Below are 15,554 nucleotides of genomic sequence, written 5' to 3' on the forward strand. Positions count from 1 at the left end.
GGAACCATATTGATGAACGTCAGTTAAACGTGGCGGAATAACAGGAGGGGACGACCTGTGAGTCTCGTTGTCGTTTCGAACCGTGTTGCACGCGGAAAACCGAATGAACCCATGACGGGCGGCCTTGCGGCTGCCCTGCTTCCGGTGGTGGAATACTCCGGAGCGATCTGGGTGGGTTCCTCAGGCCGTGTGCGCGATGGCCATCAGAAGGAACCGTTCGCCGAAGTCGAAGCGCTCGGTACGGGCGCGCTTGCGACGCTGGACCTGCCGGCGGCGCATTACGGTGGCTATTACGAAGGCTTTGCCAATTCAGCGTTGTGGCCGGCGCTGCACTCGCGCAGCGACCTCATCCGCGTCTCGCAAGGCGACTATCGCAGCTATCGCGAGGTCAACGCCTTCATGGCGCGCGCGCTGTTGCGCTTCCGAAAGAACAAGACTGCCTTCTGGGTGCAGGACTATCACTTCCTGGCGCTCGGCGCGGAACTGCGCGAGCTCAGCGTCGACGATCCCGTCGGCTTCTTCCTGCACACGCCGTGGCCCGTGCCTGCGGTGATGCAGGGTGTGCCGAATCACCGCGAACTGATCGAGGCAATGCTGGCCTACGATCTCATCGGCTTCCAGACCGAGGAAGATCGCCAGAATTTCCTCGGCTATATCAGCCAGGACCTCGGGCTGACGGCCGAGGACGGCATCGTCGTCTCGCGGCATGGCCGGACGCAGTGTCAGGTCTTTCCGATCGGAATCGATGCGGAAAAATTCGCGCAATATGCCGCGAAGTCGATTTCGCATCCCGACGTGTCGCGGCTGCGCAAGAGTCTCAATGGCGAAAAACTCGCGATCGGCGTCGACCGGCTCGATTATTCCAAGGGCCTCGTCAACCGCGTCAGCGCGTTCGATCGCCTGTGGACCGAGCAGCCAAACCTCGCGCGCAGCATTTCGCTGTTGCAGATCGCCAACCCCTCGCGTGGCGGCATCGAGGCCTATGGCAATCTCCAGAACGAGGTCGCCCGCCTCGTGACCGACGTCAACGGCCGCCATGGCGAGGTGGACTGGACGCCGATCCGCTATCTCAACAAGGGCTTTAGCCAGGCCGTGCTTGCCGGCCTTTATCGTACGGCGCAGGTCGGCGTGGTGACGCCGTTGCATGACGGCATGAACCTGGTCGCCAAGGAATACGTCGCCGCGCAAAACCCCGCGGACCCGGGCGTGCTCGTGTTGTCGAAATTCGCAGGCGCCGCCAACGAGCTCGACACGGCGCTGCTGGTCAATCCGCACGATATCGACGGCATGGCGCGTGCGATCTCGATCGCGGTCTCCATGCCGTTGACCGAGCGTCGCATGCGCTGGGAAGCGATGATGAAGAAGTTGCGCGGCCACACCATCCAGCAATGGTCCGCCGATTTCGTTGCGACGCTGGAAGCGTGCCGGGGCGAAAGGGCAGCCGTCGCACCGCTCGCCGCACAACCGCCGCAGGCGCTGCGCTGGCTGCGCTCTGCAATCTCAGGCGCAAGGTTGATTTGAGTGCTGACCCTTCTCCCACGATGGGAGAAGGGAAGAGCATTCACTCAATAACAATACGACACCCCGTCGAGGATCGCGCAGCGCGTTTTGTTGAGCGCGTTGGGATCATCCAACGGCACCTTGCCTTTGCCCTCGCCGACGAAGACGCCGGTGCCGACATGCACGGATGATTTGTTGCCGATGATGACGCTCGGATGCGGCGCGGCACTCGAGCGTGTGCCGTCGGCCCAGATGATGGATTCGCCCGCGAGCACCCCGCGCCGGCCGTCATTGCAGGTGACGTCGATGCCCTGGCGTGTGCAGACCTGCGCCGCAGCGGGCGCGATCGCGGCAAAGGTGAGTGCCGACAGGATGCCCAATAGGGCGATGGATCGATGCTTGGTCATGGAGCCCCTCTTGGCGTCCGCCGGTCTTGCCGACATTGGCTATGTGAATCGTCGCGCCGGAGCCACATCCGGTTCAGCCGGCGTGCCGTCCGAAGGCCACCGAACCGGATAATATTCTCTTTAAGATACAGTTACTTAACGAAATCTCGCCGGAGAGCCAAGCAGTCCCTTGCAAAATCGGCGGCGCCCCTTCAAGAGAGGGCGCTCCGGAGAGATGGCCGAGTGGCTTAAGGCGCACGCTTGGAAAGCGTGTGTGCGGGAAACCGTACCGTGGGTTCGAATCCCACTCTCTCCGCCAGCCAGCCGACGCTATTTCGTACTGCTATATGGAGACAAGCTAAAAATCCGGCCGTTTTTCCTGCATTTTTCTCACCAGAGAAATCCGATCGTCGATCCAAATAGCATTCGCTTGGCCCGGAGAATCGAATTTTCTCCAAATCTTTGTACCCCGCGAACTCGGTCTAGTACGGCATTTTCCGGCAGACCAAGGGCTTATTGGGAAGCGGTTTGTATCTCCCTCGCTCAACCGGATGAGAACGGAATTGCGGATTCGATTCGTCCCCGACGGCTGCGGTGCGCTTAGACAAGCCAGGGTAAGTAGCCGGCCACGGGTCCCTCTGGCATATGAATTCGTCCGCGGGTAATTCGCACCCCTCGGTCTCGGTAGCTGGCGCACTTAAAAAGTTAGGTTGACACGGTTGACAAAGTTGACGTCGAGGTTGACCCGCAACCGGCCCCTCACCAGTCAGCAGACCAAAATTTTCAGGTTAACGCGGTTAACACGTCAGTTAACACCACCGACACTTCTTTGTCCGAAACCAGCCCTTCCTGCGCGCGCGGGCGCGCGCTTAGTCGCCATATGCTCCGCATCCGCCTAATAGCGGTTCACCTCTTGGCCAGATCGCGACGCGATTTTGCTTCCGTCGACAATTCGGTCACCGGGATGCAGCACGACGCGGTCGCCGACAGCGAGCCCTGACAGAACTTCGGCCATCCGATTATTGCGGTGGCCGATCTGGACCGCGGTCGTTCTTGCGTAGCCGTTTTGGTCGACAAAAATGGCCCATTGATCGCCTTTCCGGAATAGCGCACTCACAGGGACGCTCAGGGCATCCGAAGCGCTCCACGTGGTGACATGGACAACGACGCGGTAGTCGTGGCCAAGCGAGGCCCAACTCTCCGGCGGGTCCACAAAGTCGATGGTCACCCGGACGCGCTGCTCCTCGATTCCAAGCGCCGAGACCTTCAGGAAGCCAGCCGGATCCACTCGGACAACCTTGCCGCTGACGGGCTGCCCGCCCCAGCCGTCGATCCGGACGGGCGCGCCCACCTTGATCTGGACGGCATCGGTCGAAAGCAGGTCAGCCACGACCTCCAGATCGAGAGGGTTGCCGATGTCGACCAGCGGTGTTCCAGGCAAAACCGTCGCCTCGCTGTCCTGAATGATCTTCAGCACCCGTCCGCTTGCCGGCGCGAGCACCCGGACACAGCAGGTCGGCTCTGCCGACGGCGCGGCGTTGGCCGGGTCCATCAAACGGGCCGCCAGGCTGGTGCGCACCGCGCGACGCATGTCGACCTGAGCCTTGGCGCTTGCCAGGGCGGCCTCGTTGGTGGCGACCTCGAACTTCGCCTTGTCGAAGGCCTGGGCGGAAATGGTCTGCGTCCGTGAGAGCGCCTGGGCTCGCTGGAATTCGGTCCGGGAGAAGTCCAGCGCGGCTTCGATCCGCTTCACCTCTGCTTCCTGCTGCTGAATGGCTGCGTCCGCGGCCAGGACCTCGGCCTGAAGCTGGTCGCGCGAACGAACGTCGATGAAGCCCGGCAGCGTCGGCTGCATCAGGGCGATGACGGTCCGGTTGGAGACGACCTCGTCGCCGATGTGAAGCGACGGCCCCCGTTCGCCGAGCGGGTGCGAGATCCTCAGCACCTTTCCGGCGATGGGCGCCGAGACGGTGTAGACGTGGCGAACGTGAGTCTTGCCGTCGTCATCGGCGGTGACTTCGATCGGGCCCTTCGCGACCGTTGCGAGATCGACCAGGGCCGGCCGAGGCCAGGCGAACCAGGCCAGTCCTCCCGCGATCGCGGCTAGAAGCGCAGCACCGATGATACGTTTGGTCCAGTTCGGCGGCATGGCTAATCTCGCGTCTTGAGGACCGCGACAAGGTCCAGTTTATCGATGCGTTCACGGATGACCGCCGCGGAAGCGACGGCAGCCAGCACCACGACGGACGTTGCGACGACATACGTCGAATGCTCGACGACGAGGCGGACGCGCATCAGTTCGCCGGCCAGGTTCGTCTTCATGACCCACGCCAGCCCGTAACCCATCACCCAGCCCGGCGGCTGGGCGATCAGTGTCAGGATGGCGAGCTCGAGCAGGAGGATGCGCAGCACCTCGCCGCGCGTGAAGCCGAGCACGCGCAGGCTTGCCAGTTCCCGCGCCCGTTCGGAGAGCGAGATCCGCGCGTTGTTGTAGACGACGCCGAATGCGATCACGGCGGCGAGCCCGGTGTAGATGCTCGCCATCGTGGTGACGAGCAGCGCAACGGACTTGCGAAAATTGTCCAGCGACACGCGCTGCAGAGCTACGCCACCGACCGTCGGCATGGACTTCACTGCCGCGTAGAAGTCTTCCTTCCGGTTCTCGTCGAGGCTGAGGTTCACGCTGTTCACGACAGGCGCCTCGCGCATCAGCTTCCGGAGCGCCTCGATGTCCATCATTCCCCTGATGCCGAAATAGTCCTCGACGGTTGCCACGATCGGCATCGTGACCGTGCGGCGGGCGCCCTCCAGCAGATCGATCTCGACGGTGTCGCCGGCTCCGACGCCGAGGATATGGCCGAGCATGCCCGAGATCGCGAGGCCCGTCTGTGGAAGCACGACGGGTTGAAGGTCGACGTCGATGATGCGCCTCAGATCGGCGTCAAGGCGGCGGCTGCTGATCGTGATCCGACGTTCGACGTTGCCATGGCGGATCCGAACGGGCACTTCGCGGAACGGCTCCGTGGCGAGAACGCCCGGAAGCCGGTTCACTTGCTCGACGACGTTCTCGACCCGCTTCTCGACGAAGCCGATGGTCGCGTCCTGCCGGTCGGCGAGGAAATAGGTCACGTCGATCAGCTGCTCCATCGTGTCCCGGGTGAACAGCGAGGCGATCAGGATTGCGGTGGCCAGCGCCATCCCAAGGGCCGTGAACGCCGCCCGCACCGGATGCCGCGCGATGTTGCGGACCATCATCAGCGTCGGCTGCGACACGATCTGGTCGAGCTGGATGCTCGCAGGAAGCAGCCGCCTGTAGACCGGAGGGGCAGGGGGTTGCATGGCGACGGCGGGCGGCAGCTTCACCACGTCGCGCAGCGCCCGTAACGCGCCGATCGCGGCAGCCGCTGCGCTGAGCGCGCCCGCGGTGACGTACAGATCCGGCGCCTTCGCGAATACCAGGAACGGGAAGTGGAAGAAATCGCCGAACAGCGCTGTGACGCGCAATCCGAGCCATGTGCCCGCGACGCCGCCCAGGATGATGCCGATCACGACGATCAGGGCGACGAACTTGAAATAGTGCAGCACGATGCTGCTATTTGAATAGCCCAGCGCCTTGAGCAGGCCGATCTGCTCGCGCTCGAGCGCGACCAGCCGGCTCAGGGTGAGATTGACCAGGAACGCGGCGACCAGAAGAAAGATCGGCGGCAGCGTACGGCTCATGTTGTTGAGCATGTCGAGCTCATGATCGAGCCAGGCGTGCGAGGTCTGGTCCTTCCGGCCGTGGGCCGCCTGTCCGCCATAGGGGTCGAGCAAGGCGTCGAGCCGCGAGATCACCTCGCGCTCCGAGGTGTCAGGCTGCAGCTTGATCGACACCGCGGAGAAGGCGCCGTCGAGATCGTAGACGCTGGCGAGCGCCTTTTCCGACATCCAGACGATCGCATAGCGACGGTCATCCGGCATCAGGTCGCCGGGGCCAACCGTGTAGACGAACTCGGGTGACAGCGCGGTGCCGACGATGACGAGCTCGCGCTTCTTGCCGTTCAGGATGGCCGAGAACCGCGCCCCTTCGGAGAAGCCGTGAGCCCGGGCGAACGGCTCGTTGACCACCACTTCCTCCGCCCGTCCGGGTTCGGGAAGCCGTCCGGAGCGCATGTAGAGCCGATTGAGACGCGGCTCGCTGTTGTCCGGCAGCGAAACGACTTGTCCGCTGGCCGGCTCGGAAAAGCCGGGAATGTCGAGCAGCGCCAGCTTGGCGATGCGGGTGTCGACGGCGGCGACGCCTGGGATCTCCGCCATCCTGTCGGCGAGCGCCTTGGGCGCACGCTTCACCTGCGCGAACACGTTGCCGAACCCATATCGTTCGTAATATGCGATCCGGGTCTCTTCCAGCGAGCGATGCGATCCGACGGCGAGCACCAGCGTGGCGACGCCACCTCCGATGACCAGCGCGACGGCGAACACCTGCGCCCAGAGCCGCCTGACGTCCCGAAACAGCTTGATGTCGAGCGCCGTCATATCGTCACCAGCTAAGCTCGGCCGCTTCGCGCCGGGTCTCGTTCTTCTGGATCCGGGAGATCCGGCCGTCGGCGAAGAACAGCACCCTGTCGGCGACCTCCTGGATGCTGGCGTTGTGCGTGATGATGACTGTGGTCGTGCCGAGCTGCCGGTTGACCCCGAGCAGCGCCTCGATCACGCGAATGCCTGTCTTCGAGTCCAGCGCTCCGGTCGGCTCGTCGCAGAGTAGCACCGCCGGGCGCTTTGCGATTGCGCGCGCGATGGCGACGCGTTGCTGCTCGCCGCCGGATAGCTGGGCGGGAAAGTGATGCATGCGCTCTTCGAGCCCGACCAGGGCGAGGGCGTCGGCGGGCCGCATCGGGTTCCTCGCCACCTCGGTGACCAGCGCGACGTTTTCGTAGGCGGTGAGGCTTGGCACCAGATTGTAGAACTGGAAGACGAAGCCGACGTGGTCGCGGCGATATTTCGTCAGTTCACGGTCTTCGAGGTCCGTCAGGTCCAGATCGCGGAAGAACAGCCTGCCGCTGGTCGGCCGGTCGAGGCCGCCCATGATGTTGAGTAACGTCGTCTTGCCGCTGCCGGAGGGGCCGAGCAGCACGACCACTTCCTTCTCGGCGATTTCGAGGTCCACGTCGTTGAGGGCACGCACCATCACCTCGCCTGAGACGTAGGTCTTCGTCAGTCCCTTCGCTGTGAACACGGCTTCGCTCATGGCTGCCCTTTCGGGACGCGATTGTCGGCCGGATCCGGCGTTCCGGTATTGACGTAGGTCAGGGTCTCGCGCCCGGCTCGACCGCCACCCTCGGAGCAACGGCGGATTCACGGATGAACATTGCAATGCTCGCCGCCCAGACGAGCACCATGCCGAGCAGGACCCATTTGAAATCGGAATGGATCATGAAGTTGACGACGGCCATCAACCCGATCGAAAGCCCGCCGGCAAACGTGGCGCCGGCCGCAGCCATAGCGCGATGGTCACGGAAGGACGTCAAGGCCAGGGTGAGCGCGAGCACTCCCGTAGCCGCCACGTAGCCGCCCATGACGCGAAAGACGTGGGTAAGCCATGATGTCAGTCTGGGCCCGATCGACTGCAACTCCGCCGGAGTAAGGCTCATGTACCGGATGTCCTCCGGCAGCAAGGGCGGCCGAAGGAAGAGGAAGTAGATGCCGACCCCGATCAATAGGATGCCGGAGGCCGCCAGCAGCATCGCGGATGGACGCCAGCGGTACGGTGTGTCGCGCATCGTGGCCGCCCCGGATCAACCGTGACGATAGGTGCTGCCGGTCGAACCCTGACCGAGAATTCGGCTCGACCGCGGTATGAAGCCCGGGACTCCTGCAGCGTATTTCGAATAGGCCTCGCCGAACTCTGACCTGGCGTCCCGCTCCTCGCCGCGCGCGAGCTTCACGTACATGACGGTCAAGACCGGAAACATCGCGAGCGTGAGAATCGTCGGCCATTGCAGCAGGAAGCCGAACATCACCAGGACGAAGCCGACATATTGCGGGTGCCGGACGTAGCTGTAGGGGCCGGTGGTGGCGAGGCTGCGGGTCTGCTGCGCATCGTACAGCACCTTCCAGGCGGCGGAGATCAGAATGAACCCGGCCGCGATGAAGATGAAGCTCAGGATATGGAAGGGCCCGGCGTGCGGATTTGTCTTCCAGCCGAACATCATCTCGAGCAGGTGGCCCGCGTCATGCGAGAACCAGTCGACATTCGGGTATTGCGACTGCAGCCAGCCCGAAAGGAAATAAATGGTGAGCGGGAAGCCGTACATCTCGGCGAATAGCGCCACCAGAAAAGCGCTGAAGGCGCCGAACGAGCGCCAGTCGCGGGAGGTCTGCGGCTTGAAGAAGCTGTAAGCGAACAGGATGAAGACCGCCGAATTGACGATGACCAGGCTCCAGAGGCCGTAGGCGGGCGCGGTGTCGTGCATCACACGCTCCTTGGATCGTTCGGTCGATCGCCGCCATGGTGGCGACCATGTCGTCCATGCATGAAGAAGTGCATCAGCGGACAGGCGAGGAGCGGCAGCCAAACCAGCAATCCGAGCACGTGGGTCCTGTGCTCAGTGAACAAGAGCGCGCCGGCGATGACCATGAATCCCATCAGGACCAAGCCGGCCTTGGCCTTGAGGGACAAGCCCTCCTGAGGGCGCTCTCGATACCCGGAATGGTCCTGCACCGACATTGGCACGCTCCTGTGACTTTCGGAGCATAGTGGCGCCGTTGCTATCATTGTTGACGCAGGTCAACGGCGGTGTCGGCCGTGAATTCTCGGACTCGGCGCAAGCCGCCGTCGACTGGCGCGACTACGTGATCGCCTGCTTGCCGATGAACCGCATGAATGGACGTTGGCCGTCGGCACCGAACAGGACAACCGTGTAGGGCTGCGGCGTGGCCCCCTCCATGCCGGGTGATCCGACCGGCATGCCCGGCACGGAGATGCCGCGGGCGTTCGGTCGGTCGAGAAGAAGTCGGCGGATGGCCTCGGCCGGCACGTGCCCTTCGACGAGATAGCCACCGACTTCGGCCGTGTGACAGGCCGCCAGCTCGGTCGGCACTCCCAGACGGTTTCGGACCGACTCCAGGTCCGATGCTTCCTCCACTCGCACCGCGAATCCGGAATCGCTCAGATGCTGCGCCCAACCGGTGCAGCAGCCGCAATTCGGATCCTTATGCACCAGGACAATCGTCGCTTCGGCATGCGCCGCAGCGGCAGGCCCCACCAGGGCCGCCAGACCCATCAGTTTCACAAGTGACCGGCGCGTTATCGGATAGCTGCAGCCCTTCATCCTTCGCTCTCCTTCACTTCACCGCCATGTGGCCGGTCATTCGGTAACTCCGTGGCGGTGCTCGAGATCCAGTCTACTGCGGCGCCTTGCGGGCCGGCATTCCCATGCCCATCGTGCCTCCCGCCCGCATCGCCGACATCATCGGCATCATACCCATATTCGGCGCGAGCAGTTCGTCGGCGGACTTCTTCTGCTCGTCGGAAAACGTCGCGACCAGGTTCGAGAGCGCCGACTTCATCGCCCGGGTTCCTTCCAGCCGGGCCGCGAACCACTTCTCCTGCAAGCCAAGCTTTTCGACCAGCCCTGGAGAGCCTGCGCCCTGTTGAGACATCATCGAGCTGCGCATGTCTCCCAGTGTCTTGGCGTTAGTCCGCAGCGCATCGGCGAACGCATTCCAGGCAGACTGCTGGGCGTCCGTGATCTTGAGCTCGGTCCGGAGGAACGCGATGCGTCCTTCGACGCGATCGATTGTCTCCATGCCGCCCATTCCGTCTCCGCTGCCAGACTGACGCATCATGCCCATCATCCGCATCATGTCCGACATCGGCATGTTGCCGCCCATCATGTTCATCATGCCGCCGCCCATCATGCCCTGAGAGGGGCCGGCGTTGCGCGGAGTCTCCGGTGGCGTAGTCGGCTTTGCCGCGGGCGCCTCCTTCTGATCCGGATGATGGCCCTGGTGCTCGGCAGGCGATTGCGCGAGGGCGGGGCTGCCGAGGATCGCGAGCAGCAGGGTTGCCGCAAGTGTTGGGCGTCGCATCGTGGTTCTCCTGAAATTCAGCGTCTCGCTTGATTCTGCCGATTGCCGATCAAGTCGAGTTGACCCAGGTCAACGAACGGGGCCGTCGCGACAGGATTACCAAACGTTCATTCTTTGAGACCGCTCAAAGCGGAACGCGCCGTTGAGTCTTACCGTGAAGCCTCCTGCAATCCGGAGACCCGAACATGATCACGAAGAAGCTCTTGGCCGCCCTTGGCGTCGTTTCCCTCCTGACCGTTCCGGCGATGGCTCAGACCACCGACAAGGAAAAGAGCGGCCACCACTACAGCGGTGGTCCGAAGACCGAAAGCCTTCACCACATGGGTAAGAAGGAGACGACCGGCTCCTCGAAGAAAACTACATCAGGCGGTCATCACTACACCGGCGGACCGAACACGGCGTCGCCCCACCATATGGGCGAAAAGGACAAGTGACCCCGTACAGCGCCGGTCTGGGATGGTCGCGTCTTCTCAGACCGGCGCCGCGTATGAGACGCGCCTTCATGCAATGGTCGACCAAGCTCGAGGAGCAGCGCCTGACGCCGTCTACCGGCCGTGCTTTGACCGACAGCCCTGAAGCCCCCCGATCTCGTCTCCTTTTCGCCCTCAAGATCATCGGAAACGTGGCCTTATTTGACTTGACGTAAACCCTCAGCGGGCCTGGACCGCACCAGACAATTTCCTCCTGACAATAACTCGCAATCTGCGACGCCTTGGCGAGCCACCTGCGGCCTCTTTGCACTTGGACTATCCCCTCCGGGGGGATAGGGTTGGCTATGACAAGCAAACACGTTCATGAAACTCACCCCGATATCGTCAAGCGGCTGCGGCGGGCCGAAGGGCATCTGCGCGGGGTCATCGAAATGTTCGGCGATGGGCGATCCTGCCTCGACCTTGCCCAGCAACTTCATGCCGTCGAAAAGGCGATTAGCGAGGCCAAGCGAGCCTTGATCCACGATCACGTCGATCACTGCCTGGACGCAGCCGCGAACGGGTCCGCGAAATCGGCCAAGAGCGTGCTCGCCGAATTCAAGGCCATCTCGAAATACCTTTAACGGCTGTCCGGCCCGTCCCCCGTCAGAGCTGCCCGATGGCAAGTCGTTCTTTCATTGTAGTCGTCTCCTTTCTGGCAGGCGCCGCGGTCGTGGCGCTGGTCCCGGACGTTTCGATCAGGCTGCAGCGCGCTGCCGGAATCCTGCCAGGCAAGACCGTCGCCCAAGGCGACAGCAAGCCCAGCCAGGGCGAGCCAAGACCGCTCGTGATCGCGATGGACGACGAGCGGATCAAGCTCGCCGACATCGCGTTGACGAAGGTGGAGGCTGGAACGGTCGCGAGGCGCCTGACCGTTCCCGGCACGATCATTCCGGATGCGGACAGAGTGGCCCATGTCTCGGTGAAACTGTCGGGCACCGTTGCAGAACTTCGCAAGAAGATCGGCGACGATGTCGAGAGGGGCGAGATTTTGGCCGTTCTCGAAAGCCGCGAGGTGGCCGATGCCAAGAGCGAGTATCTCGCCGCGCGCCTTGCGAACGAGCTGCAGCAGGATCTCGCCGCACGCGACAAGGCGCTGTGGGAAGGACGTGCGGTTCCGGAGCTGCAATACATCAAATCGCGCAATGCCGCTGCGCAGACCGAGATGCGCTTCAACATCGCGCGTCAAAAATTGCTGGCGCTCGGCGTCGAGGCCAACGAAATCGCAGGTCTCCCGCAGTCCCCGGACGCGCTGCTGCGCAGCCAGAACGTCCGCGCGCCGATCTCGGGACGGCTCGCCGAGCGCAAGGTCGAGCTCGGAACCGCGGTCGGCCGCGATAATCTCGAAACGGAGCTGTTCGTCATCGTCGATCTCAGCCGCGTGTGGGTCGAACTGTCGGTCTCCTCCGGTGACCTGCCTCTGGTCAAAGAGGGCCAATCGGTCCGTGTCTCCGCGCGCGGACTTTCGGAAACGGCGACGGGCAAGGTCGTGTTTGTAAGTCCCTTGCTCGACAAGGAGACCAGGACCGCCCGCGTGGTGGCCGCGCTCGACAACACCGGCGGGCACTGGCGTCCGGGATCGTTCGTCACGACCGCAATCGCGCTTAGCGAACGCCGCGTCGACGTGGTGGTGCCGGCGAGCGCAGTCCAGAACGTTGACGGCGGCAAGGCCGTGTTCGTGCGCACCAAGGACGGATTTGAAAAGCGCAACGTCGTGGCGGGCGAGCAGGACGGCCAGACCATCGAAATCGTCTCCGGCGTTGCCGTCGGCGAGTCCATCGCCGTTTCAAACACGTTCTCGCTCAAGGCGGAGCTCGCAAAACCCCGCGACGAGGATTAGGTCATGATCGCGCGGATCGTCGACTTCTCCGTTCGTCGGCGCTGGCTGGTACTGCTGGTGACGCTTGCGGCTGCCACCTCCGGCTTCTGGTCGCTGACCCGCCTGCCGATCGACGCCGTCCCCGATGTGACCAACGTGCAGGTCCAGATCAATGCGGTTGCGCCGGCCCTGACGCCGGTCGAGATCGAAAAGCAGGTTACGGTGGCCCTGGAGACGGCTCTGGCCGGGACCCCCGGGCTCGACTCCACGCGGTCGTTCTCGCGCAATGGCTTTGCGCAGATCACGGCGGTCTTCGCCGACCGCACCGACATCTATTTCGCCCGCCAGCAGGTGGCCGAACGCATCAATGAGGCAAAGGCCAATCTGCCGCCCCATGTGGACGTTAAGATGGGACCGATCTCGACGGGCCTTGGCGAGATCTATTGGTGGGCGGTCGAATATGGAAAGCCCGGCGCAACCGCGAAGGTCGAGGACGGCAAGCCGGGCTGGCAGACCGACGGCAGCTATCTCACGCCCGAGGGCGAGCGCCTGACCGATGATTTCCAGCGCACGGTTTATCTCAGGACCGTGCAGGACTGGATCATCCGTCCGCAGATTCGGACTGTCCCAGGCGTTGCCGGTGCGGACGCAATCGGCGGCTATGTCAAGCAGTTCCAGGTGCAGCCGGATCCGGCGCGCCTGACGGCCTACGGCCTGTCGTTTGGTCAGGTGATCGCCGCCATCGAGGCGAACAATGTCAGCCGCGGCGCCAACTTCATCGAGCGGAACGGTGAGGGCGTCGTGGTCCGCGCCAGCGGGCGTGTCGAGAATATCGACGACATAGGCAAGATTGTCGTGACGACGCGGGGCGGCGTGCCGGTCCGCGTTTCCGATATCGGCGACGTCACGATCGGAAAGGAACTGCGCACCGGCAGCGCCAGCGTGGACGGCCGAGAGGTGGTGCTCGGCACTGCGCTGATGCTGGTCGGCGGCAACAGCCGCACGGTGGCCGCCGCGGCCGACCGCAAGATCAGAGAAGTCAGCCGTACGCTGCCGCCGGGCATTCATGCGCGCACGGTATTGAACCGCACGCAGCTCGTCGACGCGACAATCCAAACGGTTGCGACCAACCTCGCCGAAGGCGCGCTCCTCGTCATCGCAGTCCTGTTCCTGATGCTCGGCAACTTTCGTGCGGCGCTGGTCGCGGCCTGTGTCATTCCACTGACAATGCTTCTGACCGCGACCGGCATGCTGGGAGGCAAGCTCAGCGCCAATCTCATGAGCCTCGGCGCGCTCGATTTCGGCCTGATCGTGGACGGCGCGGTGATTATCACGGAAAACAGCCTGCGCCATCTGGCGGAACGGCAGCGCGATGTTGGGCGAACCCTGCTGCTGCACGAACGCCTCGATACGGTGACCGCATCGGCGACCGAGATGATCCGGCCAACGGTCTATGGCCAGCTGATCATCATCCTGGTCTACGTTCCCTTGCTGACCTTCACCGGCGTCGAAGGCAAGACCTTCGAGCCGATGGCACTCACGGTCATGATCGCGCTGATGGCTGCCTTCGTGTTGTCGCTGACCTTCGTGCCGGCGGCGATTGCGATCGCGATCTCAAAACCGGTGCGCGAGCAGGAAAACGCGATCATTCGTACCCTGAAATCCGCCTATGCGCCGCTGCTATCCCGCGCTGCGGTCTCCCCGCTGCCGGTGATGGGCATCGCCCTGCTGCTGGTCGTCGGCGCGGCAGCCCTATTCAGCCGCCTCGGACAGGAGTTCACGCCGACGCTGGACGAGAAGAACATCGTGATGGAAGTCAAGCGCGTTCCCAGCACCTCGCTGGCACAGGCGCAGGCGATGCAGCTCCTGATCGAGCGTACCGTCAGCAAGTTTCCCCAAGTCGCCTTCGTGTTTTCGCGCACCGGCACGCCGGACCTCGCCGCCGACCCGATGCCGCCAAGCGCCTCCGACACCTACATCATCGTCAAGCCGCAGCACGAATGGCCTGATCCCTCGATGTCCAAGGACGATCTCATCAAGACGATCGAAGCCGAGGCGGGCAAGCTGCCAGGTAACAAGCTCGGCTTCTCGCAGCCGATCGAGATGCGCTTCAACGAGCTGATCGCCGGCGTGCGCGAAGATCTGGCGGTCAAGGTGTTCGGCGACGACTTTGCCGAAATGCAGCGCACGGCAGCCGACATCGCCAATGTGCTGCGCCGCATCGACGGCGCGCAGAACGTCAAAGTCGAAGAGACCTCCGGCCTGCCGTTCCTCGAAATCAAGATCGACAAGGCCGAGATCGCGCGCCGCGGACTCAACCTCGCGACCATCCAGGACCTGATCGAGATAGCGGTCGGCGGGCGCGTCGCCGGGCTGGTCTTCGAGGGCGACCGCCGCTTCCAGATCGTCGTCCGCCTGAACGATGCGCTGCGCTCCGACATCTCAGCGCTGGAGAACCTGCCGGTGCCGCTGCCGCATGCCAATCCCGACGCGCCGGCCGCGTCCATTCCGCTGCGCACGCTCGCCGCCTTCGAGCAGACGGATGGCGCCAACCAGATCAGCCGGGAGAACGGCAAGCGGCGGGTGGTCGCAACGGCCGAGGTGCGCGGGCGGGATATCGGGTCCCTGGTTGCGGAGGCGCAGGCCAAGGTCGCCGAGCAGGTGAAGCTCGCCCCGGGCGGCTATCTGACCTGGGGCGGCCAGTTCGAAAATTTCTCCGTCGCGCGCCAGCGGCTGCTGTTCGTCGTGCCGGGCTGCTTCGTGCTGATCTTCCTGCTGCTGCTCGGGGCGCTGGGATCGGCGCGCGATGCGTTGCTCGTCTTCAGTGCCGTGCCGCTGGCCCTGACCGGCGGCATCGTTGCGCTCTGGCTACGCGGCATGCCGTTCTCAATCTCGGCTGCCGTCGGCTTCATCGCACTGTCCGGCGTCGCCGTGCTGAACGGCCTGGTGATGCTGAGCCAGATCCGCAAGCTGATTGATGACGGCCTGGACACGCTCGATGCGATCAGGGAGGGGGCTCTGACCCGTTTCAGGCCCGTGCTCATGACCGCATTGGTGGCCTCGCTCGGATTTGTGCCGATGGCGTTGGCGACCGGCACCGGCGCGGAAGTTCAGCGGCCACTTGCGACCGTCGTCATCGGAGGGCTGCTCACGGCGACGGTGCTGACGCTGCTCGTCCTGCCGGCGCTCTACGCCTATTTCGCGCCGCGGCACGCGGGGCCGGTGCGCGATCGATACTTCGTTCCGAAGCGCGCCGCAGAATAATTTGGATGTCGTCAAAGCCGGGTGCCGTACTTCGGCACAACGAGA

General features: G+C 63.7%; 14 protein-coding genes and 1 tRNA gene. 6 read left to right on the forward strand and 9 right to left on the reverse strand.

Annotation, left to right across the window (positions count from 1 at the left end):
- Positions 1-57: 57 nt before the first annotated feature.
- Positions 58-1,521 carry a trehalose-6-phosphate synthase gene (locus KUF59_RS02620; protein ID WP_212462743.1) on the forward strand — a complete coding sequence of 488 codons (1,464 nt, stop codon included), beginning with the start codon at positions 58-60 and terminating at the stop codon, positions 1,519-1,521.
- A gap of 44 nt (positions 1,522-1,565) precedes the next feature.
- On the opposite strand, the gene KUF59_RS02625 is transcribed toward KUF59_RS02620, so the two are convergent.
- On the reverse strand, positions 1,566-1,907 hold the full coding sequence (locus tag KUF59_RS02625; RefSeq protein ID WP_212462742.1) for a hypothetical protein: 342 nt from the start codon (positions 1,905-1,907) through the stop codon (positions 1,566-1,568).
- 208 nt (positions 1,908-2,115) lie between these two features.
- Here KUF59_RS02625 and KUF59_RS02630 point away from each other — a divergent pair.
- Positions 2,116-2,205, forward strand: a tRNA-Ser gene (locus KUF59_RS02630).
- A 576-nt stretch (positions 2,206-2,781) separates the two neighbouring features.
- Here the strand turns inward: KUF59_RS02630 and KUF59_RS02635 are convergent.
- The 8 genes from KUF59_RS02635 to KUF59_RS02670 all read right to left on the reverse strand — a co-directional run bounded on the left by KUF59_RS02635 (position 2,782) and on the right by KUF59_RS02670 (position 9,956).
- Positions 2,782-4,035 (reverse strand): efflux RND transporter periplasmic adaptor subunit, encoded by a 1,254-nt coding sequence (locus tag KUF59_RS02635; RefSeq protein WP_258768131.1) that lies wholly within the window; start codon positions 4,033-4,035, stop codon positions 2,782-2,784.
- Between the two features lie 2 nt (positions 4,036-4,037).
- Positions 4,038-6,401 (reverse strand): ABC transporter permease, encoded by a 2,364-nt coding sequence (locus KUF59_RS02640; protein ID WP_258768133.1) that lies wholly within the window; start codon positions 6,399-6,401, stop codon positions 4,038-4,040.
- A 4-nt stretch (positions 6,402-6,405) separates the two neighbouring features.
- Complete coding sequence (locus tag KUF59_RS02645; RefSeq protein ID WP_258768134.1) at positions 6,406-7,113, reverse strand: ABC transporter ATP-binding protein; 708 nt, start codon at positions 7,111-7,113, stop codon at positions 6,406-6,408.
- 58 nt (positions 7,114-7,171) lie between these two features.
- On the reverse strand, positions 7,172-7,645 hold the full coding sequence (locus tag KUF59_RS02650) for a hypothetical protein (RefSeq protein ID WP_258768135.1): 474 nt from the start codon (positions 7,643-7,645) through the stop codon (positions 7,172-7,174).
- Positions 7,646-7,660: 15 nt separating this feature from the next.
- Positions 7,661-8,338, reverse strand: coding sequence for a methyltransferase family protein (locus tag KUF59_RS02655; RefSeq protein ID WP_258768136.1), 678 nt, complete (start codon positions 8,336-8,338; stop codon positions 7,661-7,663).
- Positions 8,338-8,592 carry a DUF2933 domain-containing protein gene (locus KUF59_RS02660; protein WP_258768137.1) on the reverse strand — a complete coding sequence of 85 codons (255 nt, stop codon included), beginning with the start codon at positions 8,590-8,592 and terminating at the stop codon, positions 8,338-8,340. Before KUF59_RS02660 ends, KUF59_RS02655 begins: the two co-directional genes overlap by 1 nt.
- Before the next feature lie 121 nt (positions 8,593-8,713).
- On the reverse strand, positions 8,714-9,196 hold the full coding sequence (locus tag KUF59_RS02665; RefSeq protein WP_258768138.1) for a DUF411 domain-containing protein: 483 nt from the start codon (positions 9,194-9,196) through the stop codon (positions 8,714-8,716).
- Between the two features lie 73 nt (positions 9,197-9,269).
- Positions 9,270-9,956, reverse strand: a complete 687-nt coding sequence (locus KUF59_RS02670) for a Spy/CpxP family protein refolding chaperone (protein ID WP_258768139.1) — start codon at positions 9,954-9,956, stop codon at positions 9,270-9,272.
- 185 nt (positions 9,957-10,141) lie between these two features.
- On the opposite strand from KUF59_RS02670, the gene KUF59_RS02675 reads away from it, so the two are divergent.
- The 4 genes from KUF59_RS02675 (at position 10,142) to KUF59_RS02690 (ending at position 15,509) form a co-directional block, all read left to right on the forward strand.
- Positions 10,142-10,390, forward strand: coding sequence for a hypothetical protein (locus KUF59_RS02675; RefSeq protein WP_258768140.1), 249 nt, complete (start codon positions 10,142-10,144; stop codon positions 10,388-10,390).
- Between the two features lie 341 nt (positions 10,391-10,731).
- Entirely contained in the window at positions 10,732-11,010 is a 279-nt protein-coding gene (locus KUF59_RS02680) for a metal-sensing transcriptional repressor (RefSeq protein WP_258768141.1), read from the forward strand.
- A 35-nt stretch (positions 11,011-11,045) separates the two neighbouring features.
- Positions 11,046-12,266 carry an efflux RND transporter periplasmic adaptor subunit gene (locus KUF59_RS02685; protein ID WP_258768145.1) on the forward strand — a complete coding sequence of 407 codons (1,221 nt, stop codon included), beginning with the start codon at positions 11,046-11,048 and terminating at the stop codon, positions 12,264-12,266.
- A 3-nt stretch (positions 12,267-12,269) separates the two neighbouring features.
- The gene (locus KUF59_RS02690) at positions 12,270-15,509 is read left to right on the forward strand and encodes an efflux RND transporter permease subunit (protein ID WP_258768146.1); all 3,240 of its coding nucleotides are present in this window, start codon (positions 12,270-12,272) and stop codon (positions 15,507-15,509) included.
- Positions 15,510-15,554 lie beyond the last annotated feature (45 nt).

The organism is Bradyrhizobium arachidis, from assembly GCF_024758505.1.
GTDB classification, from domain to species: Bacteria; Pseudomonadota; Alphaproteobacteria; order Rhizobiales; family Xanthobacteraceae; genus Bradyrhizobium; species Bradyrhizobium manausense_C.

Excerpts from the sequence above, each read along its gene's own strand:
- KUF59_RS02625 (WP_212462742.1), bottom strand. The coding sequence starts at position 1,907 with ATGACCAAGCATCGATCCATCGCCCTATTGGGCATCCTGTCGGCACTC.
- KUF59_RS02635 (WP_258768131.1), bottom strand. The coding sequence starts at position 4,035 with ATGCCGCCGAACTGGACCAAACGTATCATCGGTGCTGCGCTTCTAGCC.
- KUF59_RS02640 (WP_258768133.1), bottom strand. The coding sequence starts at position 6,401 with ATGACGGCGCTCGACATCAAGCTGTTTCGGGACGTCAGGCGGCTCTGG.
- KUF59_RS02645 (WP_258768134.1), bottom strand. The coding sequence starts at position 7,113 with ATGAGCGAAGCCGTGTTCACAGCGAAGGGACTGACGAAGACCTACGTC.
- KUF59_RS02650 (WP_258768135.1), bottom strand. The coding sequence starts at position 7,645 with ATGCGCGACACACCGTACCGCTGGCGTCCATCCGCGATGCTGCTGGCG.
- KUF59_RS02655 (WP_258768136.1), bottom strand. The coding sequence starts at position 8,338 with ATGCACGACACCGCGCCCGCCTACGGCCTCTGGAGCCTGGTCATCGTC.
- KUF59_RS02660 (WP_258768137.1), bottom strand. The coding sequence starts at position 8,592 with ATGTCGGTGCAGGACCATTCCGGGTATCGAGAGCGCCCTCAGGAGGGC.
- KUF59_RS02665 (WP_258768138.1), bottom strand. The coding sequence starts at position 9,196 with ATGAAGGGCTGCAGCTATCCGATAACGCGCCGGTCACTTGTGAAACTG.
- KUF59_RS02670 (WP_258768139.1), bottom strand. The coding sequence starts at position 9,956 with ATGCGACGCCCAACACTTGCGGCAACCCTGCTGCTCGCGATCCTCGGC.
- KUF59_RS02675 (WP_258768140.1), top strand. The coding sequence starts at position 10,142 with ATGATCACGAAGAAGCTCTTGGCCGCCCTTGGCGTCGTTTCCCTCCTG.
- KUF59_RS02680 (WP_258768141.1), top strand. The coding sequence starts at position 10,732 with ATGACAAGCAAACACGTTCATGAAACTCACCCCGATATCGTCAAGCGG.
- KUF59_RS02685 (WP_258768145.1), top strand. The coding sequence starts at position 11,046 with ATGGCAAGTCGTTCTTTCATTGTAGTCGTCTCCTTTCTGGCAGGCGCC.
- KUF59_RS02690 (WP_258768146.1), top strand. The coding sequence starts at position 12,270 with ATGATCGCGCGGATCGTCGACTTCTCCGTTCGTCGGCGCTGGCTGGTA.